Raw genomic sequence first — 18054 nt, forward strand, 5'->3', positions numbered from 1 at the left:
TTTTTATTTTAATAATTTCTTTACTCGAACTGATAATTCAATAGGACTAAATGGTTTTACCATAAAATCATTTGCACCAAGGTTAAATGCTTCCACAACCACATCTTCTTGCCCTAAAGAAGACAAAATAATAATTGGCGTAGTTGCATTTTTGCTTTTTCGAACTGCACTAATAATTTCTAAACCAGAAGCAAAAGGCATCATAATATCCGTAATAATTAAATCAATATCTTCTGACTCAATTTTATTGATTGCTTCTTTTCCATTTCGTGTTAAAACAATAGTATGTCCTTCTTTTTTTAGTTTATGTTCGATTGTTTTTAAAATCAATTCGTCATCTTCCGCAATTAAAATCTGCATTATATTGGTTTTTAAATATTTTTTAAATAATTAATTACTAATTCAATTTCAGTTTTGGTTTGTATGATCAGTTGGTTTTCTAGTAAAGAATTGATTGAAGTTGATTTTTCTATTTTTTCTGTCAAATCAGCTAAAATATTAAGTCCAGCAGTTTTTGCTGTTCCTTTTATTTTATGACCAAGTTGATTGATTTGTTCTAAATTTTCGTTAATTAAATGTGATTCAAATTCTATTTTTGATTTTCCTAATTCGTTTATAATAATCTCGATAAACATTTTTCTAAACGATTCATCACCGTTTGTATAATTATCTATCATCGAAATATCCAGATGTTCACCAAAATCATTCGTTTGTTTATTTTCATCTTGAGAAAAATCTAACCATTTTTCTAACACATTCAAAATATCATTTTCACGAATTGGTTTTGCCAAGAAATCACTTAAACCAGCGTCAAGACATTTCTCTTTTTCACCTTTCACATTTCCCGCAGTTACAGCGATTATTGGTGTTTCTTGATAAGCAGACATCATTCGAATAATCTTTGTAGCATCAATACCATTCATTTCTGGCATTTGAATATCCATCAAAATCAAATCAACTTGATTTTCTTGACAAACTGTAACCGCTTCTGTTCCATTTACAGCCGTATAAAGCACAGAATTTGGCGAAATATTTTTGATAATTTGCTGATTTAATGCCATATTCACGATATTATCATCAGCAATTAGAATATGAAATTGTTTCGAAAAATCTTGTATTTTTTCTTCCAGTTCTTCGACAACAATGGTTTGAGTTTCTTTCGAATCAACCACACTTTTTCTTAGCGTATCAAATAATTCTTCAGACTTAATAGGTTTCAATAAGCGAGAATTAATTCCTAATTCTTTGGCTTTCGAAATCAAAAATTCATCTTCAGAAGAACTATGCAATAAGACTAAAGGAGTTTTTGTGTGCACCGTTGCAAAATATTCTTTTATTTTCTGAATTGTTTCTAAGCCATTCAAAACTGGCATGTGATAATCCATCAAAATAACATCGTACACTTCTCCATTTAACACTTTCTGAAGCGCTTCCATTCCATTATTTGCAATGTCAGATGTAATTTCTTTGAACTGCAACATATGCTTCAAAATAACTTGATTGCTTTGGTTATCATCAACAATTAAAACGTGTTTAATTTCATCTAAATGATCAAATTGTTGTTCTAAATTGTATTCAAAATCAACTTCTAAATCAAAGTAAAATGTTGAACCTTTATCTACTTCACTGCACAATTCTAAGTGACTTCCGAAATAATTTAGTAATTTATTTGAAATTGTTAACCCTAAACCTGTTCCACCAAAACGCTTACTAACAGTACTATCTTCTTGTGTAAAAGCATCAAAAATTTTGGCTTGTTTTTCTGGTTTAATTCCAATTCCTGTATCGCGAACAGAAAATCTAAGTTTGGCTTTTTTACCTTCTTCAATTGGTTCAACTTGACTAATTTTAAGTTCAATCTCACCTTTCTCGGTAAACTTCACAGCATTTCCAAGTAGATTAATCAAAACTTGTTTCAATCGCGCTTCATCAATCCAAATAAATTGTGGCAAATTATTATCGATGTTCAATAACAATTCGATTTTCTTATTTTCGGCTTGATAAAGAATCACATTGATAACTTGATTTCCTAATTCGAATAAATTGTTTTTATCGATAGAAACATCCATTCTACCCGATTCTATTTTCGAGAAATCTAAAATATCATTAATAATAGACAACAATGAGTTTGCAGAATCATTTATGTAATTCAAATATTGCTTTTGAGTTTGATTAAGTGGCGTTTTTAACAATAAATCAGAGAAACCAATCACACCATTTAAAGGCGTTCTAATTTCGTGACTCATATTCGCTAAAAACTCAGACTTCGCTTTACTCGCAATATCTGCATTCTTTTTCGCTTTCTTAAGTTCTTTATTTTTTATAAAAGATTCGGTAATGTTTTGCGAAAACATAATCAATCCTCCTATTTGTTTTTTATTGATGTACCAAGGATGAATTTCCCAAGTATAATGCTGATCTGTATCGTATTTTGGTGTACGATATATAGAATCTGGATTAGAATATGACTCTCCTTTTAAACACGCCTCGTATATCTGTTTTCTTTCCTCAGGAACATTGTATAATTCGTAATGCGACTTCCCAATTACATTTTTCTTTTTTATAGCAAATTCATCACTCCATTTATTACTTAATGTTATGTAATTCATTTCATTATCAAACATTGCAACTGAAGCTGGTACGTGATTAATAAACGTTTCGAAAATAGCTTTTTGTCTAGCTAATTCTAACGTATATCGTTTCATTTCGTTAATATCCTGAAAAATTCCGAAAACACTTACACACTCACCATTCACAAATTCTGGAATTCCTTTACATCTTACCCAAACCGTTTTACCTTTTTGAGTAACAATTTGCAATTCCATATCATACGGAATTCCTTTTTCTACAGCATCTTTAAATGCTTTTTTTATCTTTGGATAACTGCTTTTCGCTTCATAAAAATTAAGTGCAGTTTCTACATTTGGTTCAAAATCTGAATCTACTTCGTGGATTTTCTTCGTTGTATCAGCCCAAATTAATTTATTATGAACCAAATCATATTTCCAACCTCCAACATTTGCAACTTCGTAGGTATGATCTAACAATTGTCGCATACGATTAAGATCTCTTTCTAAAAGTGTTCGTTGTGTCATATCAATTGCTGTACTCATTACAATTGGATTTCCATCATTATCTTCATCCAAAATATTACTATACAACCAATATGTTAACGTTCCATCTTTCTTGATTAAGGTCATCAAACCAGAATCTTGCTTTTGTTTTGAAATTGTTTCTATATAAGTTTTATATTCCTTGTGATTTGTTTTTGGAATTAATTTTTTCAGGTTTAAATCTTCCGCTTCTTCATTCGAATAGCCCATAGATTCTAGTCCCTGCTTATTAATAGACAAAATTTTTCCTTCTAAATCGTGAATCGTCATTAAACCAAGCGAAGAATTGAAAAAGTTTCTAAATTTTCTTTCACTATTTTCAAGTTCAACTTTTTTAGAATGTTCAAGCGTAATATCTCGGCCAAAAAAGAAAATTTCATTCTCAATTAATGTACTCGATTTTGTATACCATTCTACTAATTTTTCTTCATTTGAATCGATTGTTGTCATCAAACATTTAAAATGTATCGAACCTGAATTATTTTTAAGATCAGCTAAAAACATTTTAACTTTATTTTGATCTTTCGCAGAAACAAAATCCAAAAAATTACTTGCTATTATATCTTTATTTTCTTTTGTTCCTAAAACTTCTTTAAAAGTAGGATTAACTGATTTTAACTCACCATTAATATTTGCAACTCCAATTAAATTATTTGAAATTTTGTAAATATTCTGAAAGTAAGCTGCATCTTTTTTACGTTTTTTACTAACTAATAATTTAGTAATATTTTTCCCTAATTGAATTAATAAACTTCTCTGTTTATCGCTCAATGTACGTGGATAATGATCATTCACACAAAGCGTTCCCAACGCATTTCCATTGTCATCAATCAACGGAACTCCTGCATAAAATTGAATATTTGCTGCTTTAACTCCTGCTATATTTTGTGCGGGTGCAAACTTGTTAACATCATCAATCACTAAAATCTCATCCTCCACCAAAGAGAATTGACAAATTGTTTGTTGACGAGGAACAACGTCTACTTCTATACCACAATTTGCTTTTATCACTTGATAATTTTGATCAAAAACAGAAACTAATGCAATAGGCGCATTACAAATTAAACTTGCTGCATTTGCAAAAACATCTAATTCTTCATCTTTATCATGTGCTTGCAAATTGTAATCATAAACCGCTTGCAATCTTTGCTTTTCGTTTCTAGGGATGGGATAATTTTCCATTAAAATTCAACTGTTTTAATAGGAAAGTAGAGATCGATAAAGATATTACTTAATTGTAAATATTTAAAATCTAATATTATTTAAAAATTTAGTACAACTGATTTTGAATTAAAAGAAAAAATAACAGGTGAAATTGTAATTGACGAAAATTTTGCACCACAAAAATAACTTTCTTACCTTGCTTGCTCAAAAGGGAATCGAGTGCAAATCTCGAGCTGTCGCGCAACTGTAAGTAGTGAAAAACTATAAGCCAGACCACTTTTTTAGATGATGCTTTCGCGATTGAAGCTCAATCAAAACTTCATATATTTTGATATTTGTTGAATTGATTGTCCTTGATTTCGAAAGCATTTTTTTATTAAAACTTAGTTTATTAAAATGCAAAAAGAAGAAATTCAACACATTATTGACCTCAAAACAAAACCACTTGGAGCCTTAGGTTTATTAGAAAAAATAGCGCTTAAAATTGGTTTAGTTCAACAAAAAAATCATTTAGAATTAATCAATCCACACCTTATTGTTTTTGCAAGCGATCATGGAATTGCTCAATCTGGTGTTAGCGCTTATCCCGCAGAAGTAACGCCACAAATGGTATTAAACTTTCTGAATAATGGTGCTGCAATTAATGTGTTTTGCAATCAAAATAAGATCGATTTAACAATAGTTGATGCTGGTGTGAATTATGATTTCGAAGATTATTCTATTTTGAAAGATAGCAAAATTGCCAAATCAACCAAAAACTTCTTGTACGAACCTGCAATGTCGTTGGAACAATTAGAACAATGTTTTCATCATTCAAAGAAAATTGTAGATAAGATTGCGCAAAATGGAACTAACATTATTGGATTTGGAGAAATGGGAATTGGAAATACTTCATCAGCAGCGATGTTAGTGCATTATTTAACTGATTTATCTCTCGAAAAATGTGTAGGACGAGGAACTGGATTGAATGATGAGCAATTACAAAACAAAATCAATATTCTTGCCCAGGCTAAAGAAACACATGGAAAAATTCTTGATCCAAAACAGATTCTAGCAACTTTCGGAGGTTTTGAAGTTGCACAAATGACAGGTGCAATGCTAGCTGCTTATGAACATAATATGTTATTAATGATTGATGGTTATATTGCTTCTGCAGCAATTTTAGTTGCGTCAAAATTAAAACCAGAAATATTGAATAATGCCATATTTTGCCATCAAAGTGATGAAATTGGACATCAATATTTGCTGAATTATTTCAACGAAGAACCTATCTTGAAAATCAATTTACGCGTTGGCGAAGGAACAGGTTGTGCATTGGCTTATCCAATTATTAAAAGTGCAGTTAACTTTTTTAATGAGATGGCAAGTTTCGAATCTGCAGGTGTTACAAACAAATAAACTGAAGTAGAATGCTAAAAAAAGAAATCACTTATTTTTTAACGGCGTTGATGTTTTTCACTCGAATTCCAATTCCGTTCAAAATTCCTTATAGCAACGAAATTATGAATCAATCTCAGAAATATTACGCTGCAATTGGTTTGTTAGTTGGCTGTTTCAATGCGATAATTTATACAATTTGTCAATTTATTTTGCCAATCGATATTGCGATAATTATTACAATGATTACAAGTGTTTTGTTGACTGGCGCCTTTCACGAAGACGGTTTTACAGATGTTTGCGATAGTTTTGGAGGTGGTTACGGAAAAGAAAAAATCATGACGATTATGAAAGATAGCCGAATTGGTGCTTATGGCGTAATTGGTGTTATCTTATTATTGTTACTAAAATTTACGTCATTGGTACATATTGCCGAAAATAATTTTTGGCTAATGATTTTCACTTTAATTTCTGCACATTCTGTTAGTCGATTTTTCTCAGGAATGATGATTTACACACACGAATATGTGACTGATATTGATAAAAGCAAATCAAAACCAATGGCAAATAAGGCTTTACCAATTAAAAATCTAATCATTAGTTTTCTTTTTTGTTTACTTCCCTTTATCATTTTTGGTGAATGGAAAATGTTGCTAATTTTACCTCTTTGCTATGTAGGAAAAGTATATTTAGGATGGTATTTTAAAAAATATATTGGCGGATATACGGGCGATTGCTTAGGTACAGTGCAACAAGTTACCGAAGTTTTGTTTTATCTTGGTGTTTTAGTTTTATGCAAATTTCTGTAATTCGACATACAAAAGTTAATGTTCCTTCATCGGTTTGTTATGGACAAACTGATGTGGAATTAGCTGATACTTTTTTAGAAGAAGTTAAACAAATTCATGCTAAAATCGAAAATGGTTTTGATATAATTTTCTCAAGTCCGTTAAGTCGTTGTCAAAAATTAGCCAATACTTTTTCGGACGAACTTATTTTAGATGAACGATTAAAAGAATTCAATTTCGGAACGTGGGAAATGAAATCGTGGAACGAAATTCCTTCGGAAGAAATCAATCCATGGTACAATGATTTTGTAAATGTTAAAACACCAAATGGAGAATCTATGCACGAAATGTTTTTGCGACTTTCAGATTTTATGAATGATTTGAGAAATTCTAAACAAAAGAAAATTTTAATCGTAGCTCATGGTGGAATTATTAGATTAATGTGGTGCTATTTGTTGCAAATTCCAATCAAAAATGCATTTAAAATCCCAATTGATTATGGTGAGATTTTTCAATTCAATTTAGGTGAAACAAAAGAAGATGATTTTGTGATGAGAAAAAAGTAAATTATAAACATTTAATTTTTGCTAACGATTTCCATTCGTGCTCGATATTTTTCATTAAAACGGCATTATCAAAACAAACAGAACCTTTTGGAAAGATACTTTTATCTTCAAAAAAACTAGATTTCATATGTAAAACTTCTAAAGGTTCTATTTTCCAATTATATGTTTCGAGTTTAAGACCTTCGAAATTATTTCCATTCGGAGAATACCCTACAGAACCATTCTCGAAGAACTTTGAAACATCATCCAAAGACTCAAAAATAGAATCGTTATTCAGATTAGCAGCAAGTTTAGCAGCAAGTTTAGCATCTATTTCTATTCTAGTTTTATCAGAACCTGTGAAATCTAAATGATAAAAATTATTTTCCTCCTTCACATTAAATTCTGCATAATAATGTTTTCCAGGAAAAACCCTACCTCCTACAATCGCATTTAACCTAAGCGAAGTGTCTCTTCTAGGAATATAAACACCTTCTTTTGTCAAGCCATTTTCTTCCCACTCAACTGCGATTCTATGTGCTCCATTTTCTGAATTTACTCCAACAAAATTTGGCAAACCTTTCGGTTTGATATCTTTTAATCGAATCAAACAAATCCCAGCAATTGCCTTTTCTTTGTACAGTTTTGGACGAAAAGGTTTTGGTAAAATCGTTTCAATATATTGTGGTTCAACGCGAAAATTTATTAACATTCTACGTTCTATAATTCCGTGTATTGTCGGGATTCTCATATCTATATTTATTATTCTTTATACGTTGTTTCTTCTATTTTCCAATAATTCAAAGTCGAATTATCACTATATTTTAAATAAAGTTTGATGTAACCATTAGGATCAATTTGACCGAATTTTTCTTGAATTAAATAAATCTCTGCTTTATCTAAAACCTCATCTGGCTTACCAATAATTTTGTAAACCTCATCTTTTGTAGTTCCGCTTGATTTATTTGAATCAAATTTTAAAACATTATTAACTAAATCGTTTAACATTTTAAAACGATAATTTTCTCCATAAACACCTTCTTCAATTGAGTTCCATTTTACTGAATCGAATTTTTTATTAGAGTTACAGCTAAAAGAGAATAACAATAAAAGCGTAATAAACTTGAATATATTCATGATTTTAAATCGATTCATGATTTTTAATAAAGTCTTCAACAATTATTTTTAAACTTTTATTGATATCTAATTCTAAAATATCTTTTATAGACATTAAACTTTCTACTTTCCAAGCGTTATTTATAAAATTATATGAATCTAATTTAGAAACTAAATTTTGATGAAAAATATTGTCTCCAATTTCCATTTCAACTTTATTTATAAAATCATTTATTGTAATTGATTCCACAGGCCAATCATTTTCTGCATCAAAAAGTTTAATTGCAATTGTAAAATCTACTTTTGACTTGAAATTATTTCTTTCAATTAGGATTAATAACTCTTCAAATGTCATTCAAATTATATTTTTCTCTAATTTCTCAAAAAAAATCAATACCTCAAATATTTCAAAATTAATTTATTAGAAAAAAGTTGTAAAATTTATTCGAAAAACACTTGCAAAAGTAGTTTTATTGACCTTATATTTGCACTCACAACGCGGGAATAGCTCAATTGGTAGAGCGTCAGCCTTCCAAGCTGAATGTTGCGAGTTCGAGTCTCGTTTCCCGCTCTTTGAAATACAAATTCAAAAATCAAATTTTGCCTTGGTGGTGGAATTGGTAGACACGCAGGACTTAAAATCCTGTGTCCATTAGGACGTGCGGGTTCAAGTCCCGCCTGAGGTACTTTTTAATTTGATTTGAAAATTTATGCGGGAATAGCTCAATTGGTAGAGCGTCAGCCTTCCAAGCTGAATGTTGCGAGTTCGAGTCTCGTTTCCCGCTCTGTAAAAAAAACCGAAGATTAATCTTCGGTTTTTTTGTTTTAAAACTTATCCTACAAAAAAATCCTCATCAAAATTGACAAGGATTTATATGTTTTAGTTAATTCAGAAAAATTAATTCACCTTTTCTTCCGATAACATCTGTTTATACTTTTTACCTTCGATAAATTTTTTCTCAGCCCAAATTGTTCCTCCAGGAATAATTGCCGCTACAAAAAATATCCAGAAAATTTTCATCGACCAATTGTATTTTTCTTTCAACAAATACAATAAGACAACATAAGCAATAAACAATCCTCCGTGTACTCTTCCTGCGTGAGTTACCCAAGTTGGGTCTTCCCAAATATATTTCATAGGCATTGCTACAAAAAATAAAATAATCGCCGAAAGCGCTTCTAAGTAACCAGTTATTTTAAATAATTTCAACATTCATCTTAAATTTGAAGTCAAAAATAATTTTTAATTTTCACATGAACACTAATAGATATCAGTAAAACAAATACTTAACATCTATTTTACTCGTTATTATAAGCAACTATGCGATTTTTAAGCTACATATTCTTCTTTTTTATCCAAAGTATTTTACTTTTTGGACAAGAAAAAACGTATCATTTTTTACGATATAATGATGATACAAAATCGTATACAAAAGATTTTGAAAGTAAAAATCTTGATTCATCTTTAGATTCACTTCAAAAAAATGGTTATTATACATTGACTATTGATTCGATCAAAAACGAAAACGTTTACTTGAACAAAGGAAAAAACTATCAAACAATTTGGGTGAAAAACAATGAATTGTTTCAAAATAAAAATGACTATTTTCCGACAGATAATTTAGATTCTATTCTAAATAATATTGCTACTATTAATACCAACCAAGGATATCCTTTTGCACAAATAAAACTTGTTCCGAATGGGTTTGAGCAAAACGAACAAAAAATAGAACTAATTTTAGATAAAGGAAATCAGCGAACAATAGATGGTGTAAAATTAGTTGGTTATGAAAAATTATCGAAAGCTTATTTACGACATGGACTAAACATCAAAAAAGGTGAAGTATACAATGAGCAAAAGTTAGCGACTATTTCTACGTTGATGCAACAAACCAATTACATTGCAGAAGCACAACAACCACAAACCTTATTCAAACCCGATTCTACAATTTTATATTTGTATCCAAAAAAAATAAGTTCCAATTATTTTGACGGAGTTTTAGGATTTGGAACAGATGATAACGGCGATTTTAGATTGAATGGTAACGTGCAACTTTCATTAAATAATGTGTTCAATAGTTTAGAGGAAATTCGATTAAATTGGATTGGAACAGCGAATAAAAATACGTCGTTGAATATTGGTGTTAAAGTGCCTTATTTGTTCAAATCTGCGATTGGTTCGGAAACGAATTTCAAGCTTTTCAAGCAAGATTCTGTTTTTGTGAATTTAGATTTTTCGGAGCGTTTATTTTATCAACTCAACCTCAATTCGAACATTGGTGTGAGCGGAATTATACAATCGTCTAACTTTTTGTTGGAAGATGATTCGTATCTAAAATCAAGTTATGACGATTATTCGAAAACAGGATTTGGAGTAAATTATCAGTATTTTCTAAAACATCCTTTTCGTTTAATGGAAGGAAAATCGATGTTGAATGTTGCAGTAAATTCGATTCGTAAAAAGGAAAAGAATTTTTCTTGGACAGAAGATTTAGAAAATAAAACAGTCAATCAAATAGAAATTGGGCTTAAAACTTTTCGCTTATTCGAATTAACCAAAAAACATTATCTAAAAGCTGGTGCAGAATTTAGAGGTTTACTCACGAAAGACAATGATTTTTCTGAAAATGAATTGTACAGAATTGGTGGTTTTGGAAGTATCAGAGGCTTTAACGAAGAAAGTATTACTGCAAATATGTATGGCTTTTTAAATATCGATTATCGATTTGTTCCAAGCGAAGCTTTTTATATTGGGCTTTTCACCGACTATGGTTTTATTGATAACAAACGTGCAAATCTAAATACATCGTTGTTGAGTTTTGGAACTGGAATTTCTTTTTTAACTAAAATGGGAATCTTCAATTTGAGTTATGCAGTTGGTAAAACAGACAAAACTTCGTTTGACTTCAAAGAATCTAAAATCCACTTTGGGATATTAAGTCAGTTTTAGTTCATTTATAATCAACTTAAACAAGATTTGTTTACAAACATGGTTGTTTTACCTTAACGGAAGACTAAGTTTATTACAAACAAGGTTGTTTATAATAAATCTAAGGCTACATTAGTCTAAAACATGTCTGTTTGTAATAAATGTTAACTTACATTTATCTCTATCATATCTGTTTGTAATGTCCGTAAAGAAAATTTGATTACAAACAAGGTTGTTCTACCTTTCCTACTTTAGTAGTTGATCACAAACAAGGTTGTTTTAGTTTACCAAATGTACTGTGTGAATGAATACTATGAAGTTTTATTAAAAAAACTTTAAATTTTTATAGGTTTATTGTTAACATTTTCGTGAAATTAGCTACTTATAAAATGCTCACACAAAATAAATTTAAAAATGCGTAAAATTTTTTATCCAATATTCGCAGCTTCAATCTTATTTGGAGGTGTACAATTGGCGTCTGCACAAGACAATTTAGTTAATTCATTAAATAAAAACGTTAGCGAAAACAGTAAAGAAGCTTTCAAATTTACTGACGTTATCAATTTGGCTAAAACACCAGTAGAAAACCAAGGTTCTTCGGGAACTTGTTGGTCATATTCTGGAAATTCTTTCTTCGAATCAGAAATGATCAGAATGGGAAAACAACCTATTCAATTGTCTCCAATTTTCAATGCAAGAAATACATATGTTGAAAAAGGAAAACAATATGTACGCATGCACGGAGCTACAACTTTAGGTGACGGAGGTTCTTTTTATGATGTTTTAAATACAATCAAAAAATATGGTGCTGTACCTACAGAAGCTTACACAGGTTTAAATTATGGAACAAAAATTAACCAATTTGGTGAAATGGCTGCCATTCAAGAAGGCGTTTTAAAAGCTGTTGTTTCTAATCCAAATGGAAAATTAACGCCAAACTGGGAAAAAGCTTATACAGCTGTTTTAGATAGCTATTTAGGAAACTATCCTGCAGAGTTTACATACAACGGAAAAAAATATACACCACGTACATTTGCTGATCAAGTTGTAGGTATCAATCCAAACGATTATGTAGCGATTACTTCTTTCAAAGATCATGCATACTACAAACCATTTGTATTAGCTATTCCTGATAACTGGGCTTACGAAGCGTTTTACAATGTTCCAATGACTGAAATGACAGATAACATTGATTATGCATTGAAAAACGGATTTACTGTAGCTTGGGCAACTGACGTTTCTGAAAAAGGATTTAGCTGGAAAAATGGTGTAGCTTATGTACCAGAAGTTGATTTTGCAGATATGAATGCACAACAAAAAGCAGATATGTTCAAAGGTCCAAAAGCAGAAAAAGTGATTACAGAAGATATGCGTCAAGCTGCTTTTGATGATTACCAAACGACTGATGATCACGGAATGCACATTGTTGGTATTGCGAAGGATCAAAACGGTAAAGATTATTACATCGTGAAAAACTCTTGGGGATTAACTAACGATTACGAAGGTTATCTTTATGTAACAAAAGCATTTGTTCAGTACAAAACAACAAACATTTTAGTTCACAAAAATGGTGTTCAAAAACAAACGTTGAAAAAATTAGGATTGTAATTTCAAGTCTTATCATAAAAACAAAGCTCCTAATTTAGGAGCTTTGTTTATTTTACAATAAATGTAATTTGTTTTGTATTAGTTGGCGCAACTTCCTCCCAGCCTCTTTTGTAATCAAACTGAATTGTACATTCGCCTTTGCTTCCCGCTTTCACAGTATATACATTTTTACTCGGCGCACCTACCACTCCTTCTTTTTGATTTTTTACATTTGACTTATCAACAATTTTCACACTACAATCTTCTGGTTCCGATGTAAACCAATCATAACCAGTAGAAGGATTAGCAGTAACTTCTAATTTTACCTGATCACCTTCATTTAGTTTAATCGTTTTTACATTTTCTATTGTATCTAAATTAATCGTTTGTTCTTTACTTGCATTTGTCGCACACGCTGTCAACAAAGTTGCACTTCCAATTAATAATAAAGTTTTTTTCATTTTATGATGGATTATTTTATTTATTTTTTTGATAAAAACAGTTATAAAGCTATTCAACTAAGCGCATTTTCAACTAATTTTGTACTTTATTTTTTAGTCAATAATTATGCCTCAAAATGTAACCATACGCATATCTCCTGCAGAAGCTGCAAACGAGAAAATTTTGAAACAACGTTTAGCATCTGCTGTTAAAACAAAACCGGAGAATATCAATGCTTACCAAATTATTCGTCGCTCATTAGATGCGCGAAGCCGAAATATTATTTCCCAATTACAAGTCAATGTTTTTGTAAATGAAGAGTTTTCTGATGCTTTCGAGTTTCATCCAAATCTTCAGAATGTAGAAAATAAACACGAAGTTTACATTGCTGGTGCTGGTCCTGCTGGATTATTTGCTGCGTTAGAATTAATCGAACAAGGTTTAAAACCAATTATCATCGAGCGTGGTAAAAATGTACGTGATCGTCGTCGCGATTTAGCGGCTATGAATAAAGAAGGTAAAGTAAATCCTGAATCAAACTATTGTTATGGCGAAGGGGGAGCTGGAACTTATTCGGACGGAAAATTATATACGCGTTCTACTAAACGAGGAAATATTCTAAAATCTTTGCAATGGTTTGTACATTTCGGCGCAACAGAACGCATATTACAAGAAGCTCATCCACATATTGGAACGAATAAACTTCCTGGGATTATCGCAAACATGCGGGAAGCGATTATAGAATGTGGTGGTGAAGTTTGGTTTGATACAAAACTAACCGATATTATCATCGAGAATAATCAAATCAAAGGAATTGAAATCAATCATGATAAAAAGATTAAAACTTCTTCACTTATTTTAGCAACTGGACATTCGGCTCGCGATATTTTTAGAATGTTAGACGAAAAGAAAGTGTTAATTGAAGCAAAACCTTTTGCATTAGGTGTTCGTGTAGAACATCATCAAAGCTTGATTGATTCATCGCAATATCATTGTCCGGTAGGAAGTCAACGCAACGAATTTCTTCCACCTGCATCTTATTCATTAGTTTCGCAAGAAGCTGGTCGTGGTGTTTTCTCTTTCTGTATGTGTCCTGGAGGAATTATTGCTCCTGCTTCTACAGATGAGGGAGAATTGGTTGTAAATGGTTGGTCACCTTCGAAACGTGATGGTTTTTTTGCAAATTCAGGAATGGTTGTAACAGTTGATGAAACAGATTTTGCCAAATATGGTTTTACGGGTCCTTTGGCAGGAATGAAATTTCAGCAAATGATTGAACAAAAAGCATGGCAAGTTGGTGGTGGAAAATTAAAAGCTCCTGCACAGCGTATGACAGATTTTGTTTCTGGAAAATTATCTACTTCATTAAATGATTGCTCTTATTTACCAGGTTTAACATCTGGATTATTGAGTGATGTTTTACCAAAAGAAGTTCATCAATCCTTAAAATTAGGTTTCCAAACATTTGGAAAAAAAATGAACGGATACTTTACAGAAAATGCAAATATTGTTGCAACAGAATCAAGAACCTCTTCTCCTGTTCGTATTCCAAGAAATGAAGAAACATTAGAACACACTCAGGTTTCTGGATTATTTCCTTGCGCAGAAGGTGCTGGTTATGCCGGAGGAATTATTTCTGCCGCAATGGACGGAGCAAAAGTTGCATTAGCGACAAAACGATTTTTAGGGAAATAATATAAAATTTGTTGATTTGAGATTTCTAAATGAAAATACTTAAGATTAAACTTTTACGATATTATATCCTTTCAATTTTTATGATTTTATTTAGTTATTTACTTAATTTAATCGGATGGTCAATTGAAATTATGTTGGTTTATCTGGGATTAATATTAATGTTATTAGGATCAATACTTTTCATATTTATTCTTTTTTTAGGATTGATAAAACTAATTTCTTAATTGAATAAAAAAACAATCCAACAAGCAATAAATCAAAATATTAACTTCAAATCAATAATAGATAACAAAAAAACATTATTTTTAGAGAAATAATAAAAATTATCACATGAGGAAATCTATTTTGATCTGCGGAATCATTTTTGGTTCTGTATTTACTCACGCACAATTAAAAACAGTGAAAAAAACTGACAATAAAGGATATACCTATGAAATGGTAGAAAATGATCCTTCTAATACAAGGATTTATACCTTAAAAAACGGATTAAAAATTTATTTGGCTCAAATAAAAGATGAACCAAGAATACAAACACACATTGCTGTAAAAACAGGTTCTAATAACGATCCGGAAGACAATACTGGATTGGCACACTATTTAGAGCACATGGTTTTTAAAGGAACTTCTAAAATCGGAACTCAAAATTGGGCAGCTGAAAAACCTTTAATCAAACAAATTTCTGATTTATACGAACAACATAAAGCAGAAAAAGATCCAGCTAAGAAAATTGAACTTTATAAAAAAATAGATCGAGTTTCGCAAGAAGCTTCTAAGTATGCTGTCGCGAATGAGTACGATAAATTAATTTCGTCGCTTGGTGCTTCTGGTACAAATGCGCACACTTCTTTAGAAGAAACTATTTACCATAATAATATTCCGAATAACGAATTAGAAAAATGGTTAAAAGTAGAATCTGAACGTTTCAACGAATTAGTTTTACGTCTTTTTCATACAGAATTAGAAGCGGTTTACGAAGAATTTAATCGTTCACAAGACAATGATGGACGTTTAGTTTTCTATAAAATGATGGAAACGTTATTTCCAAAATCACATTACGGAACACAAACTACAATTGGAACTTCAGAACATTTGAAGAATCCATCAATGTTGGCGATTCATAATTATTTTGACAAATACTATGTGGCAAGTAATATGGCTGTAATGTTGATTGGTGATTTCGATTTTGATACAGCTGTCCCAATGATTGACAAATATTTTGGAAATTATGCAACAAAACCAGCTCCTGCACAATATGTAGCAAAAGAAGAACCGATTAAAACAATCGTTACAAGCGAAGTGTTCAGTCCTTCTTCGGAGCGTGTTCAGTTTGCTTATCGTTTCAATGGAGCAAAAAGTTCTGATGCAAAATATGTAACGTTAATTGATTACATTTTAAGTAACTCAACTGCTGGATTAATTGATTTAAATATCAACCAACAGCAAAAAACATTAGGCGCAAGTAGCTCTTCATCTTTCTTTAGAGATTATGGTATGCATTCTTTTTCGGGATCGCCAAAACAAGGTCAAAGTTTAGAAGAAGTTCGTGATTTATTAATTGCTCAAATCGATAAAATCAAAAAAGGAGAATTTGATGATTGGATGATTGAAGCTGTTACAAATGATCTAAGAAAATCTCGTATGAGAAGCTGGGAAAATACACGTTCTTTAGCTGCAAGCTTGTACAAATCATATATCAATGATGTTCCTTGGGCAGAAGTTGTCGATCAATACGATGATATGGGACGTGTAACGAAGCAAGAATTAATGGATTTTGCGAAGAAAAACTACACGAATAATTATGTAATTGTTTACAAACGTCAAGGAGAAAACAAGGATTTGGTACGTGTTTCAAATCCTGGAATTACGCCAATTCAATTAAATCGTGATGCTGAATCTACTTGGTACAAGGATTTCATGAAAATCAAATCAAGTGAGATCAAACCAGTTTTTGTAGATTTCAAAAAAGAAATGAATGAAGGAAAAATCAAAAACACAAAGTTCACTTCTATCCAAAATAAAACAAATGATATCAGTTCTGTTTACTATATCGCTGATATGGGATCGGATAACAATAAAAAACTTGGTTTAGCTATTAATTATTTAAATTATTTAGGAACATCTAAATATTCGCCAGAAAACTTGAAAAAAGAGTTTTACAAAATTGGTGTAGATTATGGTGTTAATGCAGGTACAGAAAGAACTTCAGTTTATATTACAGGTTTACAGAAGAATTTATCAAGCGGAATCAAATTATTTGAGCATCTTTTAAGTGATGCTGTTGCAAATAATGAATCGTACCAAGAATATGTAAAAACAATTTTGAAATCGAGAGAAAATTCTAAAAAGAATAAAAACGTGATTTCTTCTTTGTTGAATACTTATGCACAATATGGACCAAATAATCGTTCGAGAGATATTATTTCTGAAGCTGATTTAAAAGCAATTGATCCAAAAGAATTAACGCAAATCATTAAGGATTTCTTTAACTACAAGCATCAAATTTTCTACTATGGAAATAACGAAGCGGAAACTAAAAAAGCGATTGAACAAAATCATAATTTCGGAAAAAATTTAGATTATCCAAAGAAAAAAGAGTATCCACAACCTGCAACAGATGGTAAAGTTTATTTTGCTCCTTACGATATGGTACAAGCAGAAATTAATTTCTTTGCACGCGATTCTAAATATGATCCTACACTGTTAACATCTGCAGGAATTTTTAACGAATATTTTGGCGGAGGTTTATCATCTATTGTTTTCCAAGAAATTCGTGAATCAAAATCGTTAGCATATTCTGCTGGTTCTTATTATATAAATGCAAATAAGAAAGATAATTACAATTACGTAAGAGCCGTTATTGGTACACAAGCGAACAAATTACCACAAGCTGTAGACGCAATGAATGAATTGATGAATAATATGCCAAAAGCAGAAAATCAGTTTAACAATTCAAAGCAAGCTGCGCTTAAACAAATCGCTACAAGTCGCTATACAAAAGCAAATGTGTTCTTTTATTGGTTATCATTACAAGATAAAGGTCTGAATTATGATATCAATAAAGATATTTACGATCAAACTTCTAAATTAACTTTAGATCAATTGGATCAGTTTTTCCAAAAACATATCAAAGGTCAAAACTTTAATGTTGGTTTAATCGGTAAGAAAGAAAACTTAGATTGGCCATCTGTTGAAAAACTAGGACAGGTAAAAGAATTAACTTTAGAAGAATTATTTAATTATTAATATTCAACTAATTTATAAAATCAATAAACGCGTTTAGGAAATCCCACAACGCGTTT

The 18054-nt window shown here is 30.8% G+C and carries 14 protein-coding genes, 3 tRNA genes and 1 riboswitch; of the genes, 10 read left to right on the forward strand and 7 right to left on the reverse strand.

The features are described from left to right. Positions 1-3 precede the first annotated feature (3 nt). Together AC2I98_RS07450 and AC2I98_RS07455 are read right to left on the reverse strand one after the other, a co-directional pair. Complete coding sequence (locus AC2I98_RS07450) at positions 4-360, reverse strand: response regulator transcription factor (RefSeq protein ID WP_486413960.1); 357 nt, start codon at positions 358-360, stop codon at positions 4-6. Positions 361-371: 11 nt separating this feature from the next. Next, positions 372-4295, reverse strand: a complete 3924-nt coding sequence (locus AC2I98_RS07455; RefSeq protein ID WP_486413961.1) for a response regulator — start codon at positions 4293-4295, stop codon at positions 372-374. Positions 4296-4441: 146 nt separating this feature from the next. Further along, positions 4442-4572: riboswitch (cobalamin riboswitch) on the forward strand. Positions 4573-4673: 101 nt separating this feature from the next. Here AC2I98_RS07455 and cobT point away from each other — a divergent pair. From cobT to cobC, 3 genes are read left to right on the forward strand one after another with little or no spacing between them, the layout of a single operon-like run. After that, complete coding sequence (gene cobT, locus AC2I98_RS07460; RefSeq protein ID WP_486413962.1) at positions 4674-5675, forward strand: nicotinate-nucleotide--dimethylbenzimidazole phosphoribosyltransferase; 1002 nt, start codon at positions 4674-4676, stop codon at positions 5673-5675. 11 nt (positions 5676-5686) lie between these two features. Beyond that, on the forward strand, positions 5687-6463 hold the full coding sequence (locus tag AC2I98_RS07465) for an adenosylcobinamide-GDP ribazoletransferase (RefSeq protein WP_486413963.1): 777 nt from the start codon (positions 5687-5689) through the stop codon (positions 6461-6463). Then, entirely contained in the window at positions 6448-7008 is a 561-nt protein-coding gene (gene cobC, locus AC2I98_RS07470; protein WP_486413964.1) for an alpha-ribazole phosphatase, read from the forward strand. The genes AC2I98_RS07465 and cobC overlap by 16 nt, the downstream gene beginning before the upstream one ends. 1 nt (position 7009) lies before the next feature. Here the strand turns inward: cobC and AC2I98_RS07475 are convergent, their stop codons facing one another. From AC2I98_RS07475 to AC2I98_RS07485, 3 genes are read right to left on the reverse strand one after another with little or no spacing between them, the layout of a single operon-like run. Continuing rightward, the gene (locus AC2I98_RS07475; RefSeq protein ID WP_486413965.1) at positions 7010-7738 is read right to left on the reverse strand and encodes a DUF2071 domain-containing protein; all 729 of its coding nucleotides are present in this window, start codon (positions 7736-7738) and stop codon (positions 7010-7012) included. An 11-nt stretch (positions 7739-7749) separates the two neighbouring features. Continuing rightward, positions 7750-8124: a hypothetical protein gene (locus tag AC2I98_RS07480; protein ID WP_486413966.1), complete on the reverse strand. Its 375-nt coding sequence runs from the start codon at positions 8122-8124 to the stop codon at positions 7750-7752. A 4-nt stretch (positions 8125-8128) separates the two neighbouring features. Further along, positions 8129-8458, reverse strand: coding sequence for a hypothetical protein (locus tag AC2I98_RS07485; RefSeq protein ID WP_486413967.1), 330 nt, complete (start codon positions 8456-8458; stop codon positions 8129-8131). A 143-nt stretch (positions 8459-8601) separates the two neighbouring features. On the opposite strand from AC2I98_RS07485, the gene AC2I98_RS07490 reads away from it, so the two are divergent. The 3 genes from AC2I98_RS07490 (at position 8602) to AC2I98_RS07500 (ending at position 8888) form a co-directional block, all read left to right on the forward strand. Then, a tRNA-Gly gene (locus AC2I98_RS07490) sits at positions 8602-8674 on the forward strand. 31 nt (positions 8675-8705) lie between these two features. After that, positions 8706-8789: transfer RNA gene (locus tag AC2I98_RS07495), tRNA-Leu, on the forward strand. Positions 8790-8815: 26 nt separating this feature from the next. Next, positions 8816-8888: transfer RNA gene (locus AC2I98_RS07500), tRNA-Gly, on the forward strand. Positions 8889-9001: 113 nt separating this feature from the next. Here AC2I98_RS07500 and AC2I98_RS07505 read toward each other — a convergent pair. Continuing rightward, positions 9002-9316, reverse strand: coding sequence for a DUF3817 domain-containing protein (locus tag AC2I98_RS07505; protein ID WP_486413968.1), 315 nt, complete (start codon positions 9314-9316; stop codon positions 9002-9004). 108 nt (positions 9317-9424) lie between these two features. Here AC2I98_RS07505 and AC2I98_RS07510 point away from each other — a divergent pair, with 108 nt between their 5' ends. Together AC2I98_RS07510 and AC2I98_RS07515 are read left to right on the forward strand one after the other, a co-directional pair. Then, the gene (locus tag AC2I98_RS07510; RefSeq protein ID WP_486413969.1) at positions 9425-11053 is read left to right on the forward strand and encodes a POTRA domain-containing protein; all 1629 of its coding nucleotides are present in this window, start codon (positions 9425-9427) and stop codon (positions 11051-11053) included. Between the two features lie 393 nt (positions 11054-11446). Continuing rightward, entirely contained in the window at positions 11447-12640 is a 1194-nt protein-coding gene (locus AC2I98_RS07515; protein ID WP_486413970.1) for a C1 family peptidase, read from the forward strand. A gap of 47 nt (positions 12641-12687) precedes the next feature. Here the strand turns inward: AC2I98_RS07515 and AC2I98_RS07520 are convergent, their stop codons facing one another. Then, a complete protein-coding gene (locus AC2I98_RS07520; RefSeq protein WP_486413971.1) occupies positions 12688-13080 on the reverse strand; it encodes a protease inhibitor I42 family protein in 393 nt (130 codons plus the stop codon). Positions 13081-13186: 106 nt separating this feature from the next. On the opposite strand from AC2I98_RS07520, the gene AC2I98_RS07525 reads away from it, so the two are divergent. Both AC2I98_RS07525 and AC2I98_RS07530 read left to right on the forward strand, forming a co-directional pair. After that, a complete protein-coding gene (locus tag AC2I98_RS07525) occupies positions 13187-14755 on the forward strand; it encodes an NAD(P)/FAD-dependent oxidoreductase (protein ID WP_486413972.1) in 1569 nt (522 codons plus the stop codon). Between the two features lie 330 nt (positions 14756-15085). Continuing rightward, positions 15086-17998, forward strand: a complete 2913-nt coding sequence (locus AC2I98_RS07530; protein WP_486413973.1) for a M16 family metallopeptidase — start codon at positions 15086-15088, stop codon at positions 17996-17998. Positions 17999-18054: the final 56 nt, after the last annotated feature.

Source organism: Empedobacter sp. EJD.6dd (assembly GCF_057369435.1).